Source organism: Bradyrhizobium sp. (genome assembly GCF_030646015.1).
Lineage (GTDB): Bacteria > Pseudomonadota > Alphaproteobacteria > Rhizobiales > Xanthobacteraceae > Bradyrhizobium.
The window spans coordinates 1-20988 of sequence record NZ_JAUSLT010000062.1; the positions used below are offsets into that span (position 1 = coordinate 1).

26 protein-coding genes are annotated in these 20988 nt (G+C 64.5%); 9 read left to right on the forward strand and 17 right to left on the reverse strand.

Annotation, left to right across the window (positions count from 1 at the left end):
* Positions 1-473: 473 nt before the first annotated feature.
* Positions 474-923 carry a hypothetical protein gene (locus Q7T45_RS08530; protein WP_304869688.1) on the forward strand — a complete coding sequence of 150 codons (450 nt, stop codon included), beginning with the start codon at positions 474-476 and terminating at the stop codon, positions 921-923.
* Positions 924-929: 6 nt separating this feature from the next.
* Here the strand turns inward: Q7T45_RS08530 and Q7T45_RS08535 are convergent, their stop codons facing one another.
* The 6 genes from Q7T45_RS08535 to Q7T45_RS08560 form a co-directional block, all read right to left on the reverse strand.
* Positions 930-1364, reverse strand: a complete 435-nt coding sequence (locus Q7T45_RS08535; protein WP_304869690.1) for a thioesterase family protein — start codon at positions 1362-1364, stop codon at positions 930-932.
* 22 nt (positions 1365-1386) lie between these two features.
* Positions 1387-1719: a DUF86 domain-containing protein gene (locus tag Q7T45_RS08540; RefSeq protein ID WP_304869692.1), complete on the reverse strand. Its 333-nt coding sequence runs from the start codon at positions 1717-1719 to the stop codon at positions 1387-1389.
* A 26-nt stretch (positions 1720-1745) separates the two neighbouring features.
* A complete protein-coding gene (locus tag Q7T45_RS08545; RefSeq protein WP_304869694.1) occupies positions 1746-2039 on the reverse strand; it encodes a nucleotidyltransferase family protein in 294 nt (97 codons plus the stop codon).
* Between the two features lie 129 nt (positions 2040-2168).
* Positions 2169-3218, reverse strand: coding sequence for a nickel/cobalt transporter (locus tag Q7T45_RS08550; RefSeq protein ID WP_370691242.1), 1050 nt, complete (start codon positions 3216-3218; stop codon positions 2169-2171).
* A gap of 35 nt (positions 3219-3253) precedes the next feature.
* The gene (locus tag Q7T45_RS08555) at positions 3254-3895 is read right to left on the reverse strand and encodes a DUF1007 family protein (RefSeq protein WP_370691243.1); all 642 of its coding nucleotides are present in this window, start codon (positions 3893-3895) and stop codon (positions 3254-3256) included.
* Positions 3896-3911: 16 nt separating this feature from the next.
* A complete protein-coding gene (locus tag Q7T45_RS08560) occupies positions 3912-6002 on the reverse strand; it encodes a M3 family metallopeptidase (RefSeq protein WP_304869698.1) in 2091 nt (696 codons plus the stop codon).
* A gap of 133 nt (positions 6003-6135) precedes the next feature.
* Here Q7T45_RS08560 and Q7T45_RS08565 point away from each other — a divergent pair, with 133 nt between their 5' ends.
* The 6 genes from Q7T45_RS08565 (at position 6136) to Q7T45_RS08590 (ending at position 11349) form a co-directional block, all read left to right on the forward strand.
* Positions 6136-6396 (forward strand): hypothetical protein, encoded by a 261-nt coding sequence (locus Q7T45_RS08565; RefSeq protein WP_304869700.1) that lies wholly within the window; start codon positions 6136-6138, stop codon positions 6394-6396.
* 690 nt (positions 6397-7086) lie between these two features.
* Entirely contained in the window at positions 7087-8229 is a 1143-nt protein-coding gene (locus tag Q7T45_RS08570; protein WP_304869702.1) for a type III PLP-dependent enzyme, read from the forward strand.
* 117 nt (positions 8230-8346) lie between these two features.
* Positions 8347-8949 (forward strand): GNAT family N-acetyltransferase, encoded by a 603-nt coding sequence (locus tag Q7T45_RS08575; RefSeq protein WP_304869704.1) that lies wholly within the window; start codon positions 8347-8349, stop codon positions 8947-8949.
* Between the two features lie 72 nt (positions 8950-9021).
* Complete coding sequence (locus Q7T45_RS08580; protein ID WP_304869734.1) at positions 9022-9411, forward strand: RidA family protein; 390 nt, start codon at positions 9022-9024, stop codon at positions 9409-9411.
* Positions 9412-9459: 48 nt separating this feature from the next.
* Complete coding sequence (locus Q7T45_RS08585) at positions 9460-10902, forward strand: homospermidine synthase (protein ID WP_304869706.1); 1443 nt, start codon at positions 9460-9462, stop codon at positions 10900-10902.
* A gap of 228 nt (positions 10903-11130) precedes the next feature.
* Positions 11131-11349: a hypothetical protein gene (locus Q7T45_RS08590; protein ID WP_304869708.1), complete on the forward strand. Its 219-nt coding sequence runs from the start codon at positions 11131-11133 to the stop codon at positions 11347-11349.
* 240 nt (positions 11350-11589) lie between these two features.
* On the opposite strand, the gene Q7T45_RS08595 is transcribed toward Q7T45_RS08590, so the two are convergent.
* The 11 genes from Q7T45_RS08595 to Q7T45_RS08645 all read right to left on the reverse strand — a co-directional run bounded on the left by Q7T45_RS08595 (position 11590) and on the right by Q7T45_RS08645 (position 19678).
* A complete protein-coding gene (locus tag Q7T45_RS08595; protein ID WP_304869710.1) occupies positions 11590-11928 on the reverse strand; it encodes a hypothetical protein in 339 nt (112 codons plus the stop codon).
* Positions 11929-12058: 130 nt separating this feature from the next.
* A complete protein-coding gene (locus tag Q7T45_RS08600) occupies positions 12059-13078 on the reverse strand; it encodes a WD40 repeat domain-containing protein (RefSeq protein WP_304869736.1) in 1020 nt (339 codons plus the stop codon).
* Positions 13078-14121 carry a GTP-binding protein gene (locus Q7T45_RS08605; protein ID WP_304869712.1) on the reverse strand — a complete coding sequence of 348 codons (1044 nt, stop codon included), beginning with the start codon at positions 14119-14121 and terminating at the stop codon, positions 13078-13080. Before Q7T45_RS08605 ends, Q7T45_RS08600 begins: the two co-directional genes overlap by 1 nt.
* A gap of 61 nt (positions 14122-14182) precedes the next feature.
* On the reverse strand, positions 14183-15064 hold the full coding sequence (locus Q7T45_RS08610; protein WP_370691241.1) for a metal ABC transporter substrate-binding protein: 882 nt from the start codon (positions 15062-15064) through the stop codon (positions 14183-14185).
* Positions 15065-15270: 206 nt separating this feature from the next.
* Positions 15271-16140, reverse strand: a complete 870-nt coding sequence (locus tag Q7T45_RS08615) for a metal ABC transporter permease (RefSeq protein ID WP_304869715.1) — start codon at positions 16138-16140, stop codon at positions 15271-15273.
* A 4-nt stretch (positions 16141-16144) separates the two neighbouring features.
* On the reverse strand, positions 16145-16903 hold the full coding sequence (locus tag Q7T45_RS08620; protein WP_304869717.1) for a metal ABC transporter ATP-binding protein: 759 nt from the start codon (positions 16901-16903) through the stop codon (positions 16145-16147).
* A gap of 2 nt (positions 16904-16905) precedes the next feature.
* A complete protein-coding gene (locus Q7T45_RS08625; RefSeq protein ID WP_304869719.1) occupies positions 16906-17094 on the reverse strand; it encodes a hypothetical protein in 189 nt (62 codons plus the stop codon).
* Positions 17095-17147: 53 nt separating this feature from the next.
* Positions 17148-17645 (reverse strand): hypothetical protein, encoded by a 498-nt coding sequence (locus Q7T45_RS08630; RefSeq protein WP_304869721.1) that lies wholly within the window; start codon positions 17643-17645, stop codon positions 17148-17150.
* Positions 17642-18244: a permease gene (locus tag Q7T45_RS08635; RefSeq protein WP_304869723.1), complete on the reverse strand. Its 603-nt coding sequence runs from the start codon at positions 18242-18244 to the stop codon at positions 17642-17644. Before Q7T45_RS08635 ends, Q7T45_RS08630 begins: the two co-directional genes overlap by 4 nt.
* 186 nt (positions 18245-18430) lie before the next feature.
* Positions 18431-18817, reverse strand: coding sequence for a fluoride efflux transporter CrcB (gene crcB / locus Q7T45_RS08640; protein WP_304869724.1), 387 nt, complete (start codon positions 18815-18817; stop codon positions 18431-18433).
* A gap of 264 nt (positions 18818-19081) precedes the next feature.
* Positions 19082-19678 carry a superoxide dismutase gene (locus Q7T45_RS08645; RefSeq protein ID WP_304869726.1) on the reverse strand — a complete coding sequence of 199 codons (597 nt, stop codon included), beginning with the start codon at positions 19676-19678 and terminating at the stop codon, positions 19082-19084.
* Positions 19679-19801: 123 nt separating this feature from the next.
* Between Q7T45_RS08645 and Q7T45_RS08650 the strand changes: the two genes are divergently transcribed.
* Together Q7T45_RS08650 and Q7T45_RS08655 are read left to right on the forward strand one after the other, a co-directional pair.
* On the forward strand, positions 19802-20338 hold the full coding sequence (locus tag Q7T45_RS08650) for a GNAT family N-acetyltransferase (protein WP_304869728.1): 537 nt from the start codon (positions 19802-19804) through the stop codon (positions 20336-20338).
* An 89-nt stretch (positions 20339-20427) separates the two neighbouring features.
* On the forward strand, positions 20428-20988 hold a 561-nt coding region (locus Q7T45_RS08655), incomplete at its 3' end, for an MATE family efflux transporter (RefSeq protein WP_304869730.1).

Here is a 20988-nt window from a genome sequence, read left to right on the forward strand (position 1 = left end):
CACCCCGGAGTATCGGGCTCTTCTCGCCTCCGTCGCCTGCGGATAGCTGGCTCATCCGCGCCCGGTCGGGCCGACTTGCCTTCCGCAGACTTGACGCCGACCACTGAGGCGTCAGGTCCACACGATTTTGCCGTACGTTTCGACACCGCTCGTCTTGCGCGTCCTGTGACCGCTCACGGAATTTATCCCGCCCTGCAATCCCATTCCGCGCTCGATGCCGTCGCGTCCACCGCAATCCCATCCCAACGTTCGGTGACGATGGCCAACGCCCCTTCCTAAGGGGACAGGATGGCGGGAGTCATAACGGTGATTTGGGTTTCGGGAAAAGCGAAATTTTACCCGACGGGTTGATTTGTCGCAGGGGCCGGAAAGCGCAGCTTTGGTTCACGTTGAACCTTCAGGCCGATGGACCGCACCAAGGGGGCGCGGCAGGAGGGCGAATTCACCCGCTCCGATGTGCGTGGAGTTTTCATGTGACGGATGCTGTCAGACAATCCCGCCGGCTTGGCATCATCGGAAGCGCGGTCGGCCTGCTGGCGCTGCTGGTCTCGGCGCTGACCTATCTGTTGCCGGACGCGCTGCTTGATAGACCGATCACTCAGGTGACCGAGGCGGCCGCGAAGAAGGATACCGAGCACCTGATCTTCCGCATCAAACGGCTCGAAATCAAATCGCGGGAGACGACCGGGCAGCGTCCGGCCGGCACCACCTGGGAGCAGGCACTTTCAACGACAGCGGTCGCGCTGGGCCTGCTCGCCATCACATTTGCGGTGTTCGCCGTCATCTTTCGCGAGGAGAAACTGCTGGCGGGTATCGCGGCCACACTCGGCGGCGCAGCCATCGCGGTTCAGGTGTGGTGGGTTCTGATCATTGTGGTGTTCGCGATGGTGATCGCCAACGCCTTCGCATCCTTCCTGCCCTGAGATGCATCAGGCGAGGTGCGGCTCGCGCGTGGCGATCAAGTCCCGGATTGATTTCGTGATCGGGACGGGGCGATGGGTCTGCTGGTCGGTATAGACCCACACGATCTCGCCAGTTACCAGCGCGTCAACCCCGCCCTTCAGGAAGATGGCGAGTTCGAACACGACGCTCGAATTGCCGATCCGCGCCACCCGCGCGCCGACGTCGAGTTCCTGGTCGAACAGCACCGGCGCCTTGTATTCGATGAGCGACTTGACGACGTGGAAGTCGATTCCGGTCGCCTTGGCGTCGGCAAATTGGTCGTAGCCGAGTGCGCGAAAATACTCGGTGATGGTGGTGTCGAAATAGGTCAGGTAGTGCGCGTTGAACACCACGCCCTGGCCGTCGATCTCGGAATATCGTACCCGGAACGGGTGGAAGAACCAGAATTGTTCGCGTGACATGAATTCCCCGGTTGTCCAAGTATCAGCGGCGCCCTCGGCTTTGTTCCGCAGCGAGTTCGGAGCGGCAGGCTTTTTCCAATGTCGACAAGTCGGCCTGCGCCAGCTTCCATAGGACAGCTGCTGCGATATTCTCGTAGTTGTGGCGCAGCACGTTGCCAATCCCCGCAACTTTCTGCCAGGGGATTTCCGGATTACGCGCTTTCAAGTCATCTGGAAGATGACGACTGGCTTCGGAAATAATCTCAACACCGCGCTCGACGAGCCATTGCCGCTGCCAGTCGTTTTCGAATGCCTCGAGCGACAAATCCACCAATACACCATTGACGCGTTCGATCGCCTCGATGATGTCCGTCAAGCGTGGGATGAGCGAACGCGCCGTCACTAAAACACGCGGACGGCTGTTGCTTCTATCGCTTCCCGGAGTGTCTTGTGCAGGCTGTCGCGCGTCATGATGTCGGTCTTGCGGCCAAGGATGCTGGCGGCGTATTCCTTGACGTCCATCAGTTCGTACACGCCGAGCTTGCCCTTTTGATAATCGAAAAAGAGGTCTACGTCGGAATCGTGTTTGGCCTCGCCGCGCGCCGTCGAGCCGAACATGTAAAGATGTTCGACGCCAAGCCGCTTCAAATCGGCTTCGTGCCGCTTCAATCGGCTTATGGCTTCATCGCGTTCCATAGTAATATTGTAGCAAATCCGAGCGGCTTCCTCAACCGCGCGCCTGCCGCCACAGCATTCCCGGATTGCGCCATCGGGCGGCGCGTCGCGCCGGCCCGTTGGCTCCATCCGGGCTACGGGTCTAGCGCCTTACAAACACGTCACCCGCTCCGCGGCGAGATACCCGAACAGCAGCCCCACCCCGAACAGCAGCACCAGTCCGGCCGCGCCGAATTCGATGCCGCGCATCACCAGCGCGCCGCCGCCCTCGCTGCCGCCGCTGAGGCGGCGGGCGAGATCTTTTGCCGACACCGCGATGACGGCGATGGTGGCGACCGTGATGGCGGTGCCGAGGCCCATGACGAAGGTCGCGGCGATGCCGGCCCAGAACAGGCCCTGCGCCAGCGCGAACACCAGCACCAGAATGGCGCCGGAGCACGGCCGGATGCCGACCGCGAGGATCGCGCCAAAGCCGCGGCGCCAGCCGCCCGGGCCGGCCAGTTCGCTCGGGACCGGACCATGGGAGTGGCCGCAATGCTCGTCATGGACGTGGCCGGGATCATCGTCGTGGTGGTGGTGTCCGTGATCATGATGGTGGTGGTCGTGCGCATGACCGTGGTCATGACCATGATGCTGCGCGGCGCCCGCGATCGCGGGCACCGGCGCGCGGGCCTGCAGCGCGCGCATGAAACCGCCGCCCTTGGTCCAGACCAGCCGGGCGCCGAACGCCGCGATCAGCGCGTAGCTGGCGATCTCGACGACCCTTTCCGTCCCGCACATGGTCTTGGCGGTGGCGTTGAGCAGCCAGGCGCAAACCCCGACAATCAGGACGGCGACCAGCGACTGCATCAGCGCCGAGGCGAACGACAGCACGATGCCGCGCCGCGCGGTCTCCTGGTTGGCGACCAGATAGGACGAGATCACCGCCTTGCCATGGCCGGGGCCGGCGGCGTGGAAGATGCCGTAGGCAAAGGAAATGGCAAGCAGCGTCCAGACCGCCGAGCCATCGGACTTGGCGGCGCGGATGGTCGCGGACATCTCGCGGTAGAATTCCGATTGCTTGGCGAGAATCCAGCCGACGATGCCGCCGACCTGGGGTTCAGGGGCGCGCTTCGGCGCGCCGAACGGCGTCTGCGCCAGCAGCGCATGCATGCCGCCATCAAGCAGCCAAACGGCGATGGCCGCCGCGGCACAAAGCATGAGCCCGCGCGAAACCCTCGGGCCGGGCTGCGGGATCACGGGCATTCCACCGTGATCTTGTTGGCGAACATCGCGCCGTAGTTCGAGTTATCGCCGCTGGCGAAATTCTCCTCGTTGAGCTTCTGCGCTGTCGCGGCGGTGCCGTCATTGGGGCGCTGGAATTTCATCTGGCAGGAGGCGGGCGCCCCGACCAGCCTGATCGGGTCCTTGTCGGCGAATTTGAAGTCGATGAAATAGGCGGGATCGAACACTTCCAGCGCCAGAAGCTTCGGCTTCACCGGAGTCTTCAGCGGCAGCGTGAAATGCAGCGTCAGGGCGCCATCCCTGTGTTCCAGGAAGTAATCGACCGGCTCCAGGAACTTTTCCTTTTTGCCGTCGGCCCTGGCGAAGGTGAAGAAGGCAAATTCCTTCAGCGATTCGACATTGGTCTGCGCCAGCGGCGCCAGCTCCTCGCGGCTGAAGACGCCCTTGACCTTGGTCTCGACGCCCTGCAGCGCGTAGGTCGAGAACATGTCGTCGAAGGTCCAGGCGTGGCGCACGCCTGTCATCGAGCCGTCGGGAGCGTAGATCACCTGGCTGGAGGCCGTAATGAAGACATGCGGATGGGCCTGCGCCTGCCTGGCGCCGAAAGCGACGACGCCGGCCAGCAGCAACAAGCCCAGCAACCCCTGTTTCAGTTTCACCTTGCTCACCTCAGGCCGCCTTTGGTTCTTCAAGCAGGCCGCGGCGGCGCAGCAGCGCGTCGGGCTCCGGCTCGCGGCCGCGGAACGCGATATAGGCATCTTCCGGATCGCGCGAGCCGCCGGAGGAATAGATGTCGTCGTGCAGCCGTTTTGCAACCTTGGGATCGAAGATGTCGCCGGCCTCCTCGAAGGCGCCAAACGCGTCGGCGTCCATCACCTCGGACCACATGTAGCTGTAATAGCCCGAGGCATAGTGATCGCCGGAAAAGATATGGCCGAACTGGGTCGGCCGGTGCCGCAACGAGATTTCCGCGGGCATCCCGATCTTCTCCAGCTCGGCGCGTTCGAACGCCCCCACATCCGGGATATCCTGTGCGGGCTGGGTGTGGAATTCGAGATCGATCAGCGCCGAGGAGACGAACTCCACGGTGGCAAAACCCTGGTTGAATTTGCGCGCGGCGATGAAGCGCTTCAGCAGGTCGTCGGGCAGCGGCTCGCCGGTCTGGTAGTGCCGGGCAAACTGCCTGAGCACCTGGGGCTGCTCCTGCCAGTGCTCGTACAGCTGCGACGGCAGCTCGACGAAATCCGTGAACACGGAAGTGCCCGACAGCGAGGGGTAGGTCACATCCGACAGCATCCCGTGCAGCGCGTGGCCGAATTCGTGGAACAGGGTGCGGGCGTCGTCGGGCGACAGCAGCGACGGCTGGCCGTCGGCGCCCCTGGAGAAGTTGCAGACATTGAGGATCAGCGGCGCGACCTCGCCATCGAGCTTCTGCTGGTCGCGCAGCGACGTCATCCAGGCGCCGGAACGTTTTGACGGCCGGGCAAAGTAGTCGCCATAGAACAGCGCCTTGTGCTTGCCGGCGGCATCCTTCACCTCCCATACCCGGACGTCCGGATGCCAGACCGGAATATCCTTGCGCTCGGCAAAGGTGATGCCGAACAGCCGGCTGGCGCAGTCGAAGGAAGCCTCGATCATGTGATCCAGCGACAGGTACGGCTTGATCGCGGCGTCGTCGAAATTGGCCCTGATCTGCCGCAGTTTCTCGGCGTAGTAGCGCCAGTCCCACGGCGCCAGCGCGAAATTGCCGCCCTCTTCGGCGACCAGCGCCTGCAGGGCATCGCGGTCGGCGAGCGCGCGGGCGCGGGCCGGCTTCCAGACCCGCTCCAGCAGGCCGCGCACCGCCTCGGGCGTCTTGGCCATCGAGTCCTCCAGCCGGTAGGCGGCGAAGGTGGCAAAACCCAGCAGTTTCGCGGTCTCCTCGCGCAACTTCAGGATCTCGAGGATGGTTTCGTTGTTGTCGTTGGCGTTGCCGTTGTCGCCGCGCGCCGTAAAGGCCTTGAACACCTTTTCACGCAGGTCGCGGCGGGTGGAGCTCTTCAGGAACGGCTCCACGAAGGAGCGCGACAGCGTCATGACCGCCTTGCCGGCCATGCCGCGCTCCTCGGCCGCAGCCTTCGCCGCCGCGACGAAACTGTCGGAAAGGCCGCCGCGATCGGCCTCGCCGAGCTCCATGAACCAGTCCTGCTCGTCGCCGAGCAGATGGTGGCTGAAGGCGGTGCCGAGATGGGCCAGCCGCTCGTTGATCTCGGCCATCCGCTTCTTGGCACCCTCGTCGAGCCCGGCGCCGGCGCGGTGGAAGCGGGTATAGGTGCGTTCCAGCAGCCGCAGCTGCTCGCCGGTCAGCCCGAGATCGGCGCGGTTGTCGTGCAACAGCGCGATGCGGCCGAACAGCACCGCGTTCATCATGATCGGATTCCAGTGCCGCGCCATCCGCAGCGACACTTCCTTGTCGATCTCCAGCAGCTCCGGATTGGAGTGCGCCGAGACCAGGTCGTAGAACACCGCCGCCACCCGGGAGAGCAGCTTGCCGGAGCGCTCCAGCGCCGTGATGGTGTTGGCGAAATCGGGGGCCGCGGGATCGTGCTCGATCGCGACGATCTCGGCGGCGTGATCGGCGAAGGCCTGCTCGAAGGCCGGCAGAAAGTGTTCCGGCGCGATTTCGGGGAATGGCGGGGTCTCGAACGGCGTCTGCCAGGCCTTCAGAAGCGGGTTTGCCTGGGCCTTCGAGGCGGCCGCCATTTCCGAGCTTTCCGACATCAATATTTCCCGTTTTGGTCTGCGAATGAATGCAGGGACCTATATCACGCGATGGGGCTTTTTTAGGCCCTTTTGCGCTTGATAGCAGGGGCCTTTTCATAGAGATTGCGCCCGCAACAGGACCTTGGCCCCCATGAACGCGCAGCCCTCCCCGACCGCTCCCCGCCGGATCATCTGGCCCAGCGTCATCACCGTCATCAGTGCCGCGATCCTGATCGGCGCCGAGGTGTTCGGCGCGGCGTTCGCCGGCGGCTGGGCGCTCGCGATCCTGTTCGGGCTGGACGACACCAGCGCGCACATCCTGCAGGCGGTGCTGTTCGCGATCGGCGTCTTCATCATGGCGGCGTTCATCCGCGCCGCACAGCGCGTCGAGCCGTTCACCCGCCGCGCCTGAAGTCGGCTGCGCGACAAAGCCGCGCCGGCCCCGTGAAAATACTTGCGCGCCCTTGCAGGCCGCTTGCTCTCCCTTAACAAAACTTAACGTCTGTTCACGTTCAGCGCCGCTCGCGTGCGCCGTGAGCAACACTGCAAGCACATGTTAGGCAAATCTGTCCCCAGCCTAAAAAAAATGTTGCGAAGCAGGATCAAATCCCCTATCTGCACTCTTGCCCAATTTCGCACGTGCCTGTGGTCGTGTGTCAGTCGGTAGGTATCCGGACAAGAGGCCGGACAGCCGCCAAGGGACGAAGAACCGAGGGTCGCTCAGATCGCGAGATTTGAGAGGCCAGCATCTCTCTCAAGAGATGCCGTTGAAGGTCTCTTCGATCCTTGCAACCGTGACTGGCAGCCGGAGGCGAACCGGCGCACCTCGTTCTCAACGGGGGACGCGACTTAAAGCAACGACGGATCGGGCTTTTTTGGTCTCTGCCGGCTTTCCATCAGCCGGCGCGAATACCGAAGAGGCTTGTCCTTCATTGCCAGGTGTGCGGGCGGGATCCTTCCCAACCAATCCACGGCAGCACAGTTCGGTCTGAGTTTTTTGGCCGCGTCGCGCCTCCATCGCGCAACGTGGCCGGAGCGCTCTGATCCGAGATCATTTTTTGAACGTGTCTCCGTCGCTGGGGCCGTTTGGGAGGGTGCTACTATGACTGAACGTATCCAGGAATTCCTGCGCAGCCGCCGTAACGAGGGCCAGGACGTCGAGCCTTGCCTCGTCGTCGACCTCGAGGTCGTGCGCGACAATTACCAGACCTTCTCGAAGGCGCTGCCGGACAGCCGCGTGTTCTATGCGGTCAAGGCCAACCCGGCGCCGGAAGTGCTGTCGCTGCTGGCCTCGATGGGCTCGTGCTTCGACTGCGCCTCGGTGCAGGAGATCCAGATGGCGCTGGACGCGGGTGCGACCCCGGAGCGTGTCTCCTTTGGCAACACGATCAAGAAGGAGCGTGATATCGCGCGCGCCTTCGCGCTCGGGATTCGCCTGTTCTCGGTCGACTGCACCGCCGAGGTCGAGAAGATCGCCCGCGCCGCCCCCGGCGCCAAGGTGTTCTGCCGCATCCTCTATGACTGCGCCGGCGCCGAATGGCCGCTGTCGCGCAAGTTCGGCTGCGATCCGGAAATGGCGGTCGACGTGCTCGACCTCGCCAAGCAGCTCGGCCTGGAGCCCTATGGCATCTCGTTCCATGTCGGCTCGCAGCAGCGCAAGGTGAAGGCGTGGGACCGCGCGCTGTCGATGGCGTCGTCGGTTTTCCGCGACTGCGCGGAGCGTGGCATCAACCTGTCCATGGTCAACATGGGCGGCGGATTCCCGACCAAGTACCTGAAGGAAGTTCCGGCGGTCGTGCAGTACGGCCGGTCGATCTTCCGTGCGCTGCGCAAGCATTTCGGCAACGCGATCCCGGAGACCATCATCGAGCCGGGCCGCGGCATGGTCGGCAATGCCGGCATCATCGAGACCGAAGTCGTTCTGATCTCCAAGAAGAGCGACGAGGACGAGGTGCGCTGGGTATATCTCGACATCGGCAAGTTCGGCGGTCTCGCCGAGACGATGGACGAGTCGATCCGCTACGCCATCAAGACGCCGCATGACGGCGCCGAGATGACGCCGTGCGTGCTCGCAGGGCCCACCTGCGACTCCGCGGACGTGATGTACGAGAAGCTGCCGTACCCGCTTCCGGTGACGCTCGAGATCGGCGACAAGCTGCTGATCGAAGGCACCGGCGCGTATACGTCGACCTACTCGTCGGTGGCGTTCAACGGCTTCCCGCCGCTGCGCACCTACCACATCTGAGGCCTCGTTGAGGCTCGACTAACCGGGAGCCGGCGCGCCGGCTCCCATCCCTCCATCGACTATCTGCCGACAACGCTCCGCTGGCTCACCGCCGGCCGGAGCGAGGACTGACGTGCCATGACTGCTTTGCGGAACACCACTGTTGCCCTCATTTCCGACGCCGCCCCGTTCGCGATCCGTGCGGAGCGTGCCTCGGACGTCGTTGCGCGTGAAGCGCTGCTGGATGCCTGCTTTGGCGGAAACCGCCATACGCGCACCTGCCAGCGCCTGCGCGACGGACGCGCGCCCGCCGAAGGCCTTGCCTTTTCGGTCGTGCGCCAGGGCAAGTTGGTCGGAACCGTGCGGTTGTGGCACGTCAGCGCCGGGGGCAAGCCCGCGCTGGTGCTGGGGCCGCTGGCGGTCGACGCGTCCTGCCGCGAACTCGGCATCGGTGCTGCCCTGATGGACCATGCGCTGGCGGCGGCGAAGGTGCGGGGCCATGGCGCCGTGATCCTGCTCGGCGACGCGCCCTATTATGCCCGCTTCGGCTTCTCGCCCCTTGGCACCGGCGAGCTGTCGCTGCCCGGCCCGTTCGAGCGCGACCGGCTGCTCGGCCTCGAGTTGCGCGCGGGCGCGCTCGACGGCGCCTGGGGCATGATCGCGGCGACAGGTGCGGAAGCGCCGAAAGCCAGGCTGCGGCTGGCCGGAAAAGCCCGTAAGCTGGCCACTCACGCCGCTTGATTTGAGGGGCCAGACGCGGCATTGCGTGGCCTCAACCCCAGCCACGCCATGTTCCGCCCCGAGGTCGATACGATGCCCCGCCGCCTGATTTCCACCGGCTCGCCGTTTGAGAAAGCCGCCGGCTACAGCCGCGCCGTCATCGACGGTGATTTCGCCTTCGTCGCCGGCACCACCGGCTACGATTACGCCACCATGACGATGCCACCTGACGTCACGAGCCAGTCACGGAACTGCTTCAAGACCATCGAGGCCGCGCTCGCGGAAGGCGGCTTTGCGATGACCGACATCGTGCGGGCGACCTACTACATCACCGACGCCAGGGACGCCGACGCCGTGCTTACGGTCTGCGGCGAAGTTCTCGGCAACATCCGTCCCGCCGCAACACTTCTCGTCGTCGCCGGGCTCTACAAGCCCGAGATGAAGGTCGAGATCGAAATCACCGCGAAGCAGCGTTCCGACTGACCCCCTGCGAACGCCGACAGCTATTCCTTTTACTGGAGTCCAAAGCCAATGTCCTCGCCATCGCCCATCCACGCGAAGATCACCGGTCCCATTGTCATGATCGGGTTCGGTTCGATCGGCAAAGGCACGCTGCCGCTGATCGAGCGGCATCTCGATTACGACAAGTCGCGCATCACCGTGATCGATCCCAAGGACGAGGGTCGCAAGGCGCTTTGCGAAAAACACAATGTACGCTTCATTCAGAAGGGCGTGACCAGGGACAATTATCGCGAATTTCTGACTCCGTTGCTCACTGAAGGCGGCGGCCAGGGTTTTTGCGTCAATCTCTCGGTCGATACCGGCTCCACCGACATCATGGAGCTCTGCAACGAACTGGGCGCTCTCTATATCGACACGGTCAACGAGCCATGGCTCGGCTTCTATTTCGATTCGTCGAAGGGCCCGGAAGCGCGCTCCAACTACGCCCTTCGCGAAGCAACGCTGGCCGCCAAGAAGGCGCGACCCGCGGGCTCGACCACGGCAGTCTCCTGCTGTGGCGCCAATCCGGGCATGGTGTCTTTTTTCGTCAAGCAGGCGCTGCTCAATGTCGCCGCCGATCTGAAGCTCAATGCCCCGAAGCCGAAGACCAAAGCCGAATGGGCGGACTTGATGCGGCAGGCTGGCATCAAGGGCATCCACATCGCCGAACGTGACACCCAGCGCTCCAAGTCGCCGAAGGAACCGGACGTCTTCGTCAACACCTGGTCGGTGGAAGGCTTCCTGTCGGAAGGCGTGCAGCCGTCCGAACTTGGTTGGGGCACCCATGAAAAATGGATGCCCGAGAATGCACGGACCCACCAATCCGGCTGCGGCGCCGCCATCTACCTGATGCAGCCCGGCGCCAACACGCGCGTGCGCACCTGGTGCCCGACCCGCGGCGCGCAGTATGGCTTCCTCGTTACCCACAACGAGTCGATCTCGATCTCCGATTACTTCACCGTGCGGGACGCGTCGGGCACGGCGGTCTATCGGCCGACCTGCCACTATGCCTATCATCCGGCCGACGATGCCGTGCTGTCGCTGCATGAAATGTTCGGCCGCGCAGCGAAGATGCAGGAAAAGCACCACATCCTCGATGAAAACGAGATCGTCGATGGCATCGACGAGCTCGGCGTGCTGCTGTACGGCCATGACAACAATGCCTACTGGTACGGCTCGCAGCTCTCCATCGAAGAGACCCGCAAACTCGCGCCCTATCAGAACGCCACCGGCCTGCAAGTGACCTCCGCCGTGCTCGGCGGCATGGTGTGGGCGCTGGAAAACCCGAACGAAGGCATCGTCGAAGCCGACGAGATGGACTTCGATCGTCTGCTGGAAATCCAGATGCCCTATCTCGGCCCGGTCAAAGGCTTTTACACCGACTGGACGCCGCTGACGGACCGGCCGGGGCTGTTTCCGGAGGATATCGACACGTCGGATCCCTGGCAGTTCCGGAACGTGCTGGTCAGGTGAGGCTGCGCCAGCGCGTCGTACTCGATTGTCATGCGCGGGCTTGATCCGCGTATCCATCATTCAAGAAAGATGGATCACCGGGTCAAGCCCGGTGATGACGAATCGAGAATGCGCGGATGCGTCATAACCAGACATTAACCATGCCGTGCCACGCTGAAGGGTACTTCCTGCGAGGCCTGGAGCCGTCGCCGCGTTTCGAGCGAAGGCTTCTTCAGCGGAGCGCTGACCATGCGCGCCATCATCGCTATCGTCCTGTTCGCGGCGGCACTGGCTGCGTGCTCGCCTGACAATAATGACGTCACCGGCTCGATCGGGAACTGCGCCAGGAAGCTCTATAGCGTCTACAATCCCAAGGACATGAAGCAGTGCGTAGGCGCCTGCATCGCCTGCGATCGCGGCGTGACCACCACCTGCTCCACATCCTGCACACTGAAGGGCGCGCGCTGACCGACGATCGAAGCCGCCGTTACCCGCTCAAGCCATCCTTCGCTTCTTGGGTGAGATACGCCGCTGCCTCATGGTGAGGAGCGCGTCCAGACAGCGCGCTTTGCGCTGGCTGGCGCGCGTCTCGAACCATCTGGCATGTAGCCCGCCGCCATCCTTCGAGACGCCGCGCGAAGCGCGCGCGGCTCCTCAGGATGAGGACCGAGTGATGAGGACCAGAGAAGATGAAGAGTGTGAATGCCGTTACCGGTCCTTGATCGGTGGCGCCGTCTTCTCGGCCGGCGCGGGCGGCAACGCGGGCTGGGCGCCCGCCTTTTGCGCGTCGGCATCGGGCCGCGCGGGCTCGGGCGGCACGCCGGTCGGCCGCGCGCCTGTGGTCGCGGGCTCAGCCGGCGCAGACGGTTTGGATTCTGCGCCCGGCGTCGATTGCAGCGGCTGCGTCGCCTGCGCCATCTGCGGATGCGGCTTGCTGGCGTCGAGCCTGGCCACCGACAGGCCTGTGATAGCGAGCCCGGCCACCACCATGGCGCCGGCCAGCAGCATATTCGTCCTGTAGGCGCGTTGGCTGTCGTCCGGAAGCATGGGTTTCACCGTTGGTTCAACGCGAATTGGTTCGCGAGGGTCAACGTTTGAACGGTGGCGGGGTTCCACGGCAGTTCAGGCCACAGGCGGCCACCACGATGTCGGATGGATTCCGGGCCGGCACCTCGCGCTACAGCGCCAATAACCCCGCCTCGCCATCTTCCGCGGCGAACGCCAGCTGGGTGCCCTTGGCGTTCCAGGCCAGCGCCGAGACCTGCGCGCCGCCGTTCTTGCGCACCAGGATTTCCGCGCCGTCGGTCAGCCGCACCATCAGCACGGTGCCGTCGCTGTAGCCGGCCGCCAGAATGTCCTGCTTCGGATGGCAGGCGACTGCCGAAACGCGCGCCTGCAGCGGCGCCAGCATCGCCGGCTCCTTGCCCATTGGGCCGTCCTTGCTGCCGAACGGCCAGATGATCACGGTATCGGCGCCTGATGTCGCCAGTCCCTTGCCGCCGGCGCTCCAGGACAGCGACCGGACGCGGCCGGGATAGCCGGTCATGCGCATGTGCCTGGTGTCGGCGAGCCGCCAGCCATGCAGCGCCGGCTCGTGCATCGCGGTGACCAGGAACTTGTTGTCGGGGCTGAACACCACGCCGAGATGCGAGCCGGCCCATTCCAGCACTTCGGCGTTGGCGGCCATGTTGGGAAACCACAGCGTCACGCCGTTGTAATGCGCGATCGCGAGCCGCAGCCCCTTCGGCGCAAACGCCAGGCCGCCGACGGTCGACGGCACTTCGAAAAACTTGTCCTCGCCCTTGCCGCCGCGGACATAGGCGGTCTTGCCGGCGGACCATGCAATGGCACCGTCGGGATGGACAGCGACATTGTCGATCCAGCGCCGCTTGGCGTCGGTCGCGAGCAGCGTGACCTCGCCCTTTTTATCCAGCGCCACGACCTTGCCGTCGTCGCCGCCCATGACGATGCGGGCGCCGTCGGTTGCGGCGCAGAGAATGCCGCCGCCATGGACCGCGACTGACGAAATCTCACCGTCGGCGCTCACCAGCGCCACGCTTTCCTCGGCGCCGACGAAGGCGGCGATATCGCCGAGAAAATGCAGCGAGGTGACGGGCATGCCGATCGCGAGCGGGCGCACCCGGTCGGTGACCGATACGATGGAGGCGGCATTGGTGCCGGGATCGAACTCTTTCATCACGTGGTGATACAGTTTTCGAAGCCGTCACGGATCATCTGCTCGGGCAATTCGCGGCCGATGAAGACGAGGCGGCTCTCGCGGGCTTCGCCCTTCTTCCAGGCGCGCTGGTGGTCGCCCTCCAGCATCATGTGGACGCCCTGGAACACGTAACGGTCGTCATCGTCGGTGAAGGCGAGAATGCCCTTGGAGCGTAAAATCTTCTGGCCCTCGCTGGCGACCAGGTTCTGCAGCCACGGCATGAATTTCGTGGCATCGAGCGGCTTGTCGGACCGCAGCGACAACGACTGCATATCTTCGTCATGATAATGCTTCAGGCCATGGCTGTGATCGTGGTCGTGGCCATGTCCGTGATGATGATCGTGATCGTGGTCATGGCCATCGCCGGCGTCCAAAAATTCCGGCTCGAGTTCGAGGATGCGGTCGAGGTCGAACGCGCCGCGCTCCAGCACGTCCGACAGCGCCACCTGGCAGCGCTCGGTGCGGTGCAGCTTGGCGTAGGGGTTGATGGCGCGGATCCGGGCTTCGACCTCGGCCAATTCAGCCTTGCTCACCAGATCGGTCTTGTTCAGCACAATGACGTCGGCGAAGGCGATCTGGTTCTTGGCCTCGGGCGCGTCCTTGAGGCGGTCGTTCAGCCACTTGGCATCGGCCACCGTCACCACGGCGTCGAGCCGCGCGTGCTTCTGGACGTCCTCGTCAACGAAGAAGGTCTGCGCCACCGGGGCCGGATCGGCGAGGCCCGTGGTCTCGACGATGATGGCGTCGAACTTGCCCTTGCGCTTCATCAACCCGTCGAGGATGCGCACGAGGTCGCCGCGCACGGTGCAGCAGACGCAGCCATTGTTCATCTCGAACACTTCTTCGTCGGCGCCGATGATCAGGTCGTTGTCGATGCCGATCTCGCCGAATTCATTGACGATGACGGCGTATTTCTTGCCATGGTTTTCCGAAAGGATGCGGTTGAGCAGCGTGGTCTTGCCGGCGCCGAGATAGCCCGTCAGCACGGTCACGGGAATTTTTTGGGATGTCGGTTCAGCCATAATCACTCCGGAAGGGCGGTATTTCGCGCTGATCGTGCCGGCGGCAGGGAGGGCCCCTGCCCTAATTGGCGAGCGCGCTGGTCAGGGCCTTTATATTGTGCCTGACCATATCAATGTAAGTGGGGGCGTCGCCCTTTTCGCCCGTCAGGCTGTCGGAATACAGCGTTCCGCCGACCCGGGCGCCGGTCTCGGCCGATATCCGCCGGATCAGCCTGCTGTCGCTGATATTTTCGAGGAAAACCGCCGGAATCTTCTGGGTCCTGATCTGGGTGATGATGCGGGCGATATCGCGCGCGCTGGCCTCGGATTCGGTGGAAACGCCCAGCGGCGCCACGAATTCGATCCCGTAAGCGGCGGCGAGATAGCCGAACGCATCGTGGGTCGAGATCACCTTGCGGCGGTCCTGCGGGATCTGCGCCACTGCCGCCCGTGTTTCGCGGTCGAGCGCATCGAGCTTTTCCAGATAGGTTTGCGCATTGCCGCGATAGGTCTCGGCCCCGGCCGGGTCGGCCGCGGCCAGCGCATCCCGGATGTTGGTCACGTAGGTTTTCGCATTGGCGGCCGATTGCCAGGCATGCGGATCGGCCTCGGAGCCGAGCTTGCGCGGGGCGATGCCCCTGGTCGCGGTGACGATGGTCGGCTTCTTGCCGGAGGATTGCACCAGCCGCGACAGCCAGCCTTCGAAGCCGAGGCCGTTGACGATGACGAGTCTTGCGTCGGCAATCTTCTTCGCGTCGGCCGGTGTCGGCGTGTAAACATGCGCGTCGCCATCGGGGCCCACCAGCGTGGTGACGCTGACGCGCTCGCCGCCGACATTGCGCACGAAATCGCCGATGATCGAGAAACTGGCGACGACGTTGAGGCGATCCTGTGCGCTGGCGGGTGAAACGATCATCGCGAGTGCGATGCCGATGAAGACAATAAACCGGAGCACTGCTCGCATCCACCTTGATCGGGGCTCTGGCTCGATGCCGCAACGAAGTCGGTGAGCCCCCTCTCCCCCTGTGGGAGAGGGTTGGGGTGAGGGGTTACGGTCTATCGATGGACCTGCCCCCCTCACCCGGATCGCATCTGGCGATGCGATCCGACCTCTCCCACAAGGGGAGAGGTGCACCGAGCGAGCGGCGATGGGGGAGTTCAAGCGCATCGTTACGCCTCGAGATGCCGGCGGGGAAACATCTGCCTGACCAGCCCGCTGACCGGGCCGAACAGCAGCGACCCAATATAGAGCACCGCCGCCACCAGGATGATCGCAGGCCCCGACGGCACTTTCGTGTGGAACGACAGCACGAGGCCCGCATAGCCCGATACGATCGCGCTCGCCACCGCAATGCAGATCATGCCGGTGATGTCGCGCGACCAGAACCGGGCGATGCCGGCGGGCAGGATCATGAGCCCGACCGCGAGCAGCGTGCCGAGCGCGTGAAAGCCGTTGACGAGGTTGATGACCACCAACGCCAGAAACGCCAGATGCGCCGGCGCGCCGGCGCGGCTGACGGTGCGCAGGAATACCGGATCGACGCATTCGATCACCAGCGGGCGGAAGATCACCGCCAGCACCAGCAGCGTGATGGTGGCGTTGAAGGCGATCACCAGCAGGGTCTGGTCGTCCATGGCCAGGATATTGCCGAACAGCACGTGCAGCAGATCGATATTGGTGCCCTTGATCGAGACGATGGTGACACCGAGCGCCAGCGACACCAGGTAGAAGGTCGCCAGGGAAGCGTCTTCCTTCAGTTCGGTATTTCGCGCGACTAACCCTGCGAGGATCGCGACGGTAAAGCCTGCGATCAAGCCGCCCGCGGTCATCGCGAACAGGCTGAGGCCGGACAGCAGGAAGCCGATCGCGGCGCCCGGCAGGATGGCATGCGCCATGGCGTCGCCGACGAGAGACATCCGCCGCAGCATCAGGAACACACCGATCGGCGCGCCGCCCAGCGACAGCGCGATCACGGCGGCGAGCGCCCGGCGCATGAATTCGAATTCGGTGAAGGGCGCGATCAGCGCGTCATACATCATCGCTTCACGCCGCCCGCGACGGCAGGTCGTCGACCGCGCAGGCCGGCGCGCCGTCGTCGAAGGCTTCGCACATCCGGCGCGCTTCCGTCAGATTCTCCGATGTCAGGACCTCGGCGGTGGGGCCCCAGGCCACCGGGCCGCGCGCCAGCAGCAGGGTTTCCGGAAAATGGGCGCGCACCAGATCCATGTCGTGCAGCGCCGCCAGCACCGTGCGCTTCTCGGCGTGCCAATGGCCCACCAGCGCCAGCAGGTCGGCCGAGGTTTTGGCGTCGATGGCGTTGAAGGGCTCGTCCAGCACGATCAGCCGGGCATTCTGCAACAGCACCCGCGCGAACAGCATGCGCTGCATCTGCCCACCCGACAGCGTGCCGATCGGACGATTCTCAAAACCGTTGAGGCCGACGGCGCCGAGCGCCTGGGCGATTTTGTCGCGCGCAGACTTGCCCATGCCGCCGAAAAATCCGGTCTCGCGCCACAGCCCGGTGCCGACGAAATCGTATACCGAGATCGGAAAGCTGCGGTCGATATCGGCGGTCTGCGGCAGATAGGCGATATCGCGGACGTTGAGGTCGCCCAGCCCGATCGAGCCCGCCAGCGGCTTGAGGATGCCGACCAGCCCGCGAAACAGTGTCGACTTGCCGGCGCCGTTGGGACCGACCACCGCGAGCAGCGCGCCGGTGGCGACCTCGCCGTCGAGGTGGTGCACCGCCGGGTGCCGGTCATAGCCCAGCGTGACATCGCGGAATTGCAGCTGCGTGGCCATGCTCACCTCATCGCCAGCCACACGACAGCCCACAAACCGGCACTGACCGCGAGCGCCGCCCCGAGCCGGGCGAAAACCGTCATGCGCAGGATCGACCAGGGTGCCGACTGCGCCGGATGCGGCGAGGACGGGCCGTGGCTGTGCGCGTGGTGGTGGCCGTGGTCATGGCTGTGGGGGTGGGAAGGAACCATGGAAAAACGTTATAATATAACATAACGGGTGTCTACCGGGGCGTTCTCAGTGCCTACGGCTTCCCGACCGCCATCGCGATCGCCGCCGCCACGAACGGGAACGGCAGCGATACCGCGGCGCGGAACCAGACGAAACGCGCCGGCATGAACGGGATCTCCCAGAGAATCAGCCGCTGGAACGCGAACAGCGCCCAGGCCGTGACATAGGCGATGACCTGCGGCGGGCCGGCGCCGGCCTTCATGGCGACGGCGCCGAGCGAGAAGCCGATCACCGGGCCGCCCGGCGTGGCGGCACCCGCGACCGTGGCCATCAGCACGCCGAGCCAGCCTGAATCAGGCCCGAGCCAGCCGGTGATCACTTCGGAAGGAATCACCGCGGCGATATAGCCCGCGCCGATCACGCCGAGCGCGATGCGCGGAACGATATTGATGAAATCCAGCGTGCCTTCGCGCACGGACGAGACCAGCACGGGCCGGCCGCGCTGCCAGGCCATGAATCCGAGCACGGCGACCGAACCCCACAGGATGATGTCGACGATCAGCGCGCTCATGGCGGCGCGCCCTTCGGATAGATCCGGATATAGACGAAGCGGCCGAGCGCGCCGGCCAGGATCGGCAGCGGCAGCGAGATCACGATGCGCCACAGCGTGAAGTCGGTGCCCATGATCGGCAATTCCCAGACGATGGCGCGGCCATAGCCGATCAACGTCCAGCTCACCACCATGGCGATGGCGGCGCCGAAATCGGCGCCGACCGTGAGCAGGGCTGCCGCCACCGGATAGACGGTGAACGGTCCGCCCGGCAGGATGGCGCCGAACGCGGTGCCGATCAGCAACCCCTTCAGGCCGGAATTCGGCCCCAGCGCGCGCGACACCTTCTCGTGCGGCAGGATCTCGGCGATGAAGGCGCCGAGCAGGCAGCCCGCCAGCACTCGCGGCAGGATACCGCCGAACAACTCCAGATCGCTGAAGAGGATTTCCGTGACGCCATGGACGCCGTCGCGGCGCCACACCAGCACCACGCAGACCGCCACCAGCACGGCGATCACGATCATCGACCAGCCGATCGGCTTGCGGATGCGTCCGGGGCGCGGCTCGGTGTCCGCGGCGTCGTCGGCGGGCGCCGGGTCTTTCAGGGGGAGTTCTGCCAAGGCAATCGGTCTGGGAGGTGAAAAGGGCTGAACTTGCTTAGTCTTGCCGGCACAGCGAAGCAAACGGAACGACGGCGCCACCCATGCGCGGCAGATGGGTAGCCATGCGCGGGCGCACGGCTCCGGTTTTTTGACGCGTTTTCTTCACGCGAACCGGTATCCACTTCGCTCGAAAACGCTATGGGTTCAGGTGAGGTGGCGCATCAGCGCGAGGCCGGCGAACAGGCCGGCGATCGACAGCACCACCGAGCCCAGCACGTAGAACAGCGCGGAGGCGATCTCGCCCCGCTCGTAGAGCAGCGCGGCATCGAGCGAGAATGCCGAGAAGGTGGTGTAACCGCCGAGAATGCCGGTCATCAGAAACAGCCGCCAGGGCTGCGAGGCCTCGCCCTTGAAGGCGAGATAGCCGGCGATCAGGCCCATGACGAGCGAGCCGGAAATATTGATGATGAAGGTGCCCCAGGGAAATGCCGTGCCGAGGCCCCGCGCGCTGATCATGTTGACCGCATGACGCAGCGACGCACCAAGCCCGCCGCCGACAAACACCAGAAGATAGCTTTTCACCGACCCCACCGTGCCCCTGCCGGGGTGTTCCGAATGGTTCTCGAACCTCTACCCTCCCCTGGAGGGGGAGGGTCGGTTCGCATGCAGCGAAGCGAAATGCGACCCGGGGTGGGGTGATCTCTCAACTCGGACCACTGTTCGAGTGGAGAGACTTTCACCCCACCCCGCCGCTCATTTCATTCGCGTCGACCCAAGAGCGAGCTTCGCTCGTCTCGGCCCCTCCAGGGGAGGGTAAGGGCGCGCCTTGTCTCGGAAGACGATGTGAACGATTGATCACGCCTTCGAGAACAGCTGGTCGACATACTCCCAGTTCACCAGATGATCGACGAACGCCTTCAGATAGTCGGGACGGCGGTTGCGATAATCGATGTAGTAGGAGTGCTCCCAGACGTCGACGCCGAGGATCGGCGTGGCGCCGTGCACCAGCGGGCTTTCGCCGTTGGCGGTCTTGGAGATTTCGAGCTTGCCGTTCTTGACCGACAGCCAGGCCCAGCCCGAGCCGAACTGGCCGACGCCGGCGGCGGCGAAATCGGTCTTGAACTTCTCCAGCCCGCCGAGATCCTCGTCGATCTTCTTGGCGAGACGGCCGGGCAATTTGTCGCCGCCGCCATTGGGCTTCATCCAGTTCCAGAAATGCAGGTGGTTGTAGTGCTGGCCCGCATTGTTGAACAGCGGCGCATTCTTGCCGAACGAGCCCTTGACGATCTCCTCGAGAGACTTGCCCTCGAATTCGGTGCCTTTCAGCAGATTGTTGCCGTTGGTCACATAGGCCTGATGATGCTTGTCGTGGTGGAATTCCAGCGTTTCCTTCGACATATGAGGAGCAAGCGCGTCATAGGCATAGGGAAGGTCGGGAAGCGTGAAGGTCATGGGTGATGTCCGCAATGATGGGAGACGTGGGCTTAACGGGACCCCTTATAGAAGGTTCCGCCAGCTTAAACACGGCAATTTGGGACGACCAGGCCAGACAGCGCACCAGAAAAGGGCGAAAAAGTGAGCATCGAGATCGACGTATTGAACGGGGACGCATCGTGGCCTGTGGCCAAGCCGCTGTTCGAGGCGGTCTGGCCGGCCGACGCCGTTGCAAAGCTGCCATGGGGGCACGTCGAGTGGGCCCATGCCGACCTCCGCGTGCTGATCGAGGCGCCGCAAGGGAGCCAGGCCGGCCTGGCCTGCCATGTCGGCATCTACTTCCGCCACGCCACCTGGGACGGCCGCAAGGTGCAGATCGGCGGCATCGGCGGAGTTTCGACCCGCGAGGATTGCCGGCGGCAGGGTTATGCCAGCCTCGCGCTCGACGCCGCGATCCAGACGATGCGCCACCACGAAGCGGTGCAATTCGCGCTGTTGTTCTGCGAACCGCACAATTTCGCGTTCTACCAGTCGCGCGGCTGGCACCCCTTCACCGGCGAAGTCTATGCCGAACAGAAGGGGGCCCGCGTTCGCTTCGAGGCGATGGCGCCGTTCGTGTTCGATTTCAGCCGCAAGCCGCGGCAGGGCGTCATCGACCTATGCGGCCTGCCATGGTGACCATGCGTGGCGCCGGGATGGATTGCGCGCGCTGTTCATAATATGTCACTCATAATTCTTTAGCCAGGGTTTGGGGTGACGGGTGACGCATGACCATTGAAGCCCCGCCCGCAGCGCCGGCAAAGGTCGCGGCCAACGGCCTGCTGACGTCGCCGATCCTGCCGACCCTGCTGAAGCTGGCGCTTCCCAATGTCGTCGCGATGGTCGGCACCACCCTGGTTGCGGTCGCCGAGACCGCCTATATCGGCCGCCTCGGCCTCGAGCCGCTGGCCGCGATCGCGCTGGTGTTTCCCTTCGTCATGCTGACCCAGATGATGTCGGCCGGCGCCATGGGCGGCGGCGTTTCATCCGCGATCAGCCGCGCGCTCGGCGCCGGCGAGCGCGACCGCGCGGCGACGCTGGCGCTGCACGCGGTCATGATCGGCCTGCTCGCCGGACTGTTCTTCACTGCCGTGATGCTGCTGTTCGGCCGGCCGTTCTTCATGCTGCTGGGCGGGCGCGACGCCGTGCTGGAACAGGCCCTGCACTATTCCCAGGTGCTGTTCTCCGGCGCGGTTTCGATCTGGCTGGTCAATACGCTGGCCTCGGTGTTGCGCGGCACCGGCGACATGCGGCTGCCGTCGGCAACGCTGATCGGGGTCGCCATCGTT

Excerpts from the sequence above, each read along its gene's own strand:
- Q7T45_RS08535 (WP_304869690.1), bottom strand. The coding sequence starts at position 1,364 with ATGTCACGCGAACAATTCTGGTTCTTCCACCCGTTCCGGGTACGATAT.
- Q7T45_RS08545 (WP_304869694.1), bottom strand. The coding sequence starts at position 2,039 with ATGGAACGCGATGAAGCCATAAGCCGATTGAAGCGGCACGAAGCCGAT.
- Q7T45_RS08550 (WP_370691242.1), bottom strand. The coding sequence starts at position 3,218 with ATGCTTTGTGCCGCGGCGGCCATCGCCGTTTGGCTGCTTGATGGCGGC.
- Q7T45_RS08560 (WP_304869698.1), bottom strand. The coding sequence starts at position 6,002 with ATGTCGGAAAGCTCGGAAATGGCGGCCGCCTCGAAGGCCCAGGCAAAC.
- Q7T45_RS08565 (WP_304869700.1), top strand. The coding sequence starts at position 6,136 with ATGAACGCGCAGCCCTCCCCGACCGCTCCCCGCCGGATCATCTGGCCC.
- Q7T45_RS08570 (WP_304869702.1), top strand. The coding sequence starts at position 7,087 with ATGACTGAACGTATCCAGGAATTCCTGCGCAGCCGCCGTAACGAGGGC.
- Q7T45_RS08575 (WP_304869704.1), top strand. The coding sequence starts at position 8,347 with ATGACTGCTTTGCGGAACACCACTGTTGCCCTCATTTCCGACGCCGCC.
- Q7T45_RS08580 (WP_304869734.1), top strand. The coding sequence starts at position 9,022 with ATGCCCCGCCGCCTGATTTCCACCGGCTCGCCGTTTGAGAAAGCCGCC.
- Q7T45_RS08585 (WP_304869706.1), top strand. The coding sequence starts at position 9,460 with ATGTCCTCGCCATCGCCCATCCACGCGAAGATCACCGGTCCCATTGTC.
- Q7T45_RS08590 (WP_304869708.1), top strand. The coding sequence starts at position 11,131 with ATGCGCGCCATCATCGCTATCGTCCTGTTCGCGGCGGCACTGGCTGCG.
- Q7T45_RS08595 (WP_304869710.1), bottom strand. The coding sequence starts at position 11,928 with ATGCTTCCGGACGACAGCCAACGCGCCTACAGGACGAATATGCTGCTG.
- Q7T45_RS08600 (WP_304869736.1), bottom strand. The coding sequence starts at position 13,078 with ATGAAAGAGTTCGATCCCGGCACCAATGCCGCCTCCATCGTATCGGTC.
- Q7T45_RS08605 (WP_304869712.1), bottom strand. The coding sequence starts at position 14,121 with ATGGCTGAACCGACATCCCAAAAAATTCCCGTGACCGTGCTGACGGGC.
- Q7T45_RS08610 (WP_370691241.1), bottom strand. The coding sequence starts at position 15,064 with ATGCGAGCAGTGCTCCGGTTTATTGTCTTCATCGGCATCGCACTCGCG.
- Q7T45_RS08615 (WP_304869715.1), bottom strand. The coding sequence starts at position 16,140 with ATGATGTATGACGCGCTGATCGCGCCCTTCACCGAATTCGAATTCATG.
- Q7T45_RS08620 (WP_304869717.1), bottom strand. The coding sequence starts at position 16,903 with ATGGCCACGCAGCTGCAATTCCGCGATGTCACGCTGGGCTATGACCGG.
- Q7T45_RS08625 (WP_304869719.1), bottom strand. The coding sequence starts at position 17,094 with ATGGTTCCTTCCCACCCCCACAGCCATGACCACGGCCACCACCACGCG.
- Q7T45_RS08630 (WP_304869721.1), bottom strand. The coding sequence starts at position 17,645 with ATGAGCGCGCTGATCGTCGACATCATCCTGTGGGGTTCGGTCGCCGTG.
- Q7T45_RS08645 (WP_304869726.1), bottom strand. The coding sequence starts at position 19,678 with ATGACCTTCACGCTTCCCGACCTTCCCTATGCCTATGACGCGCTTGCT.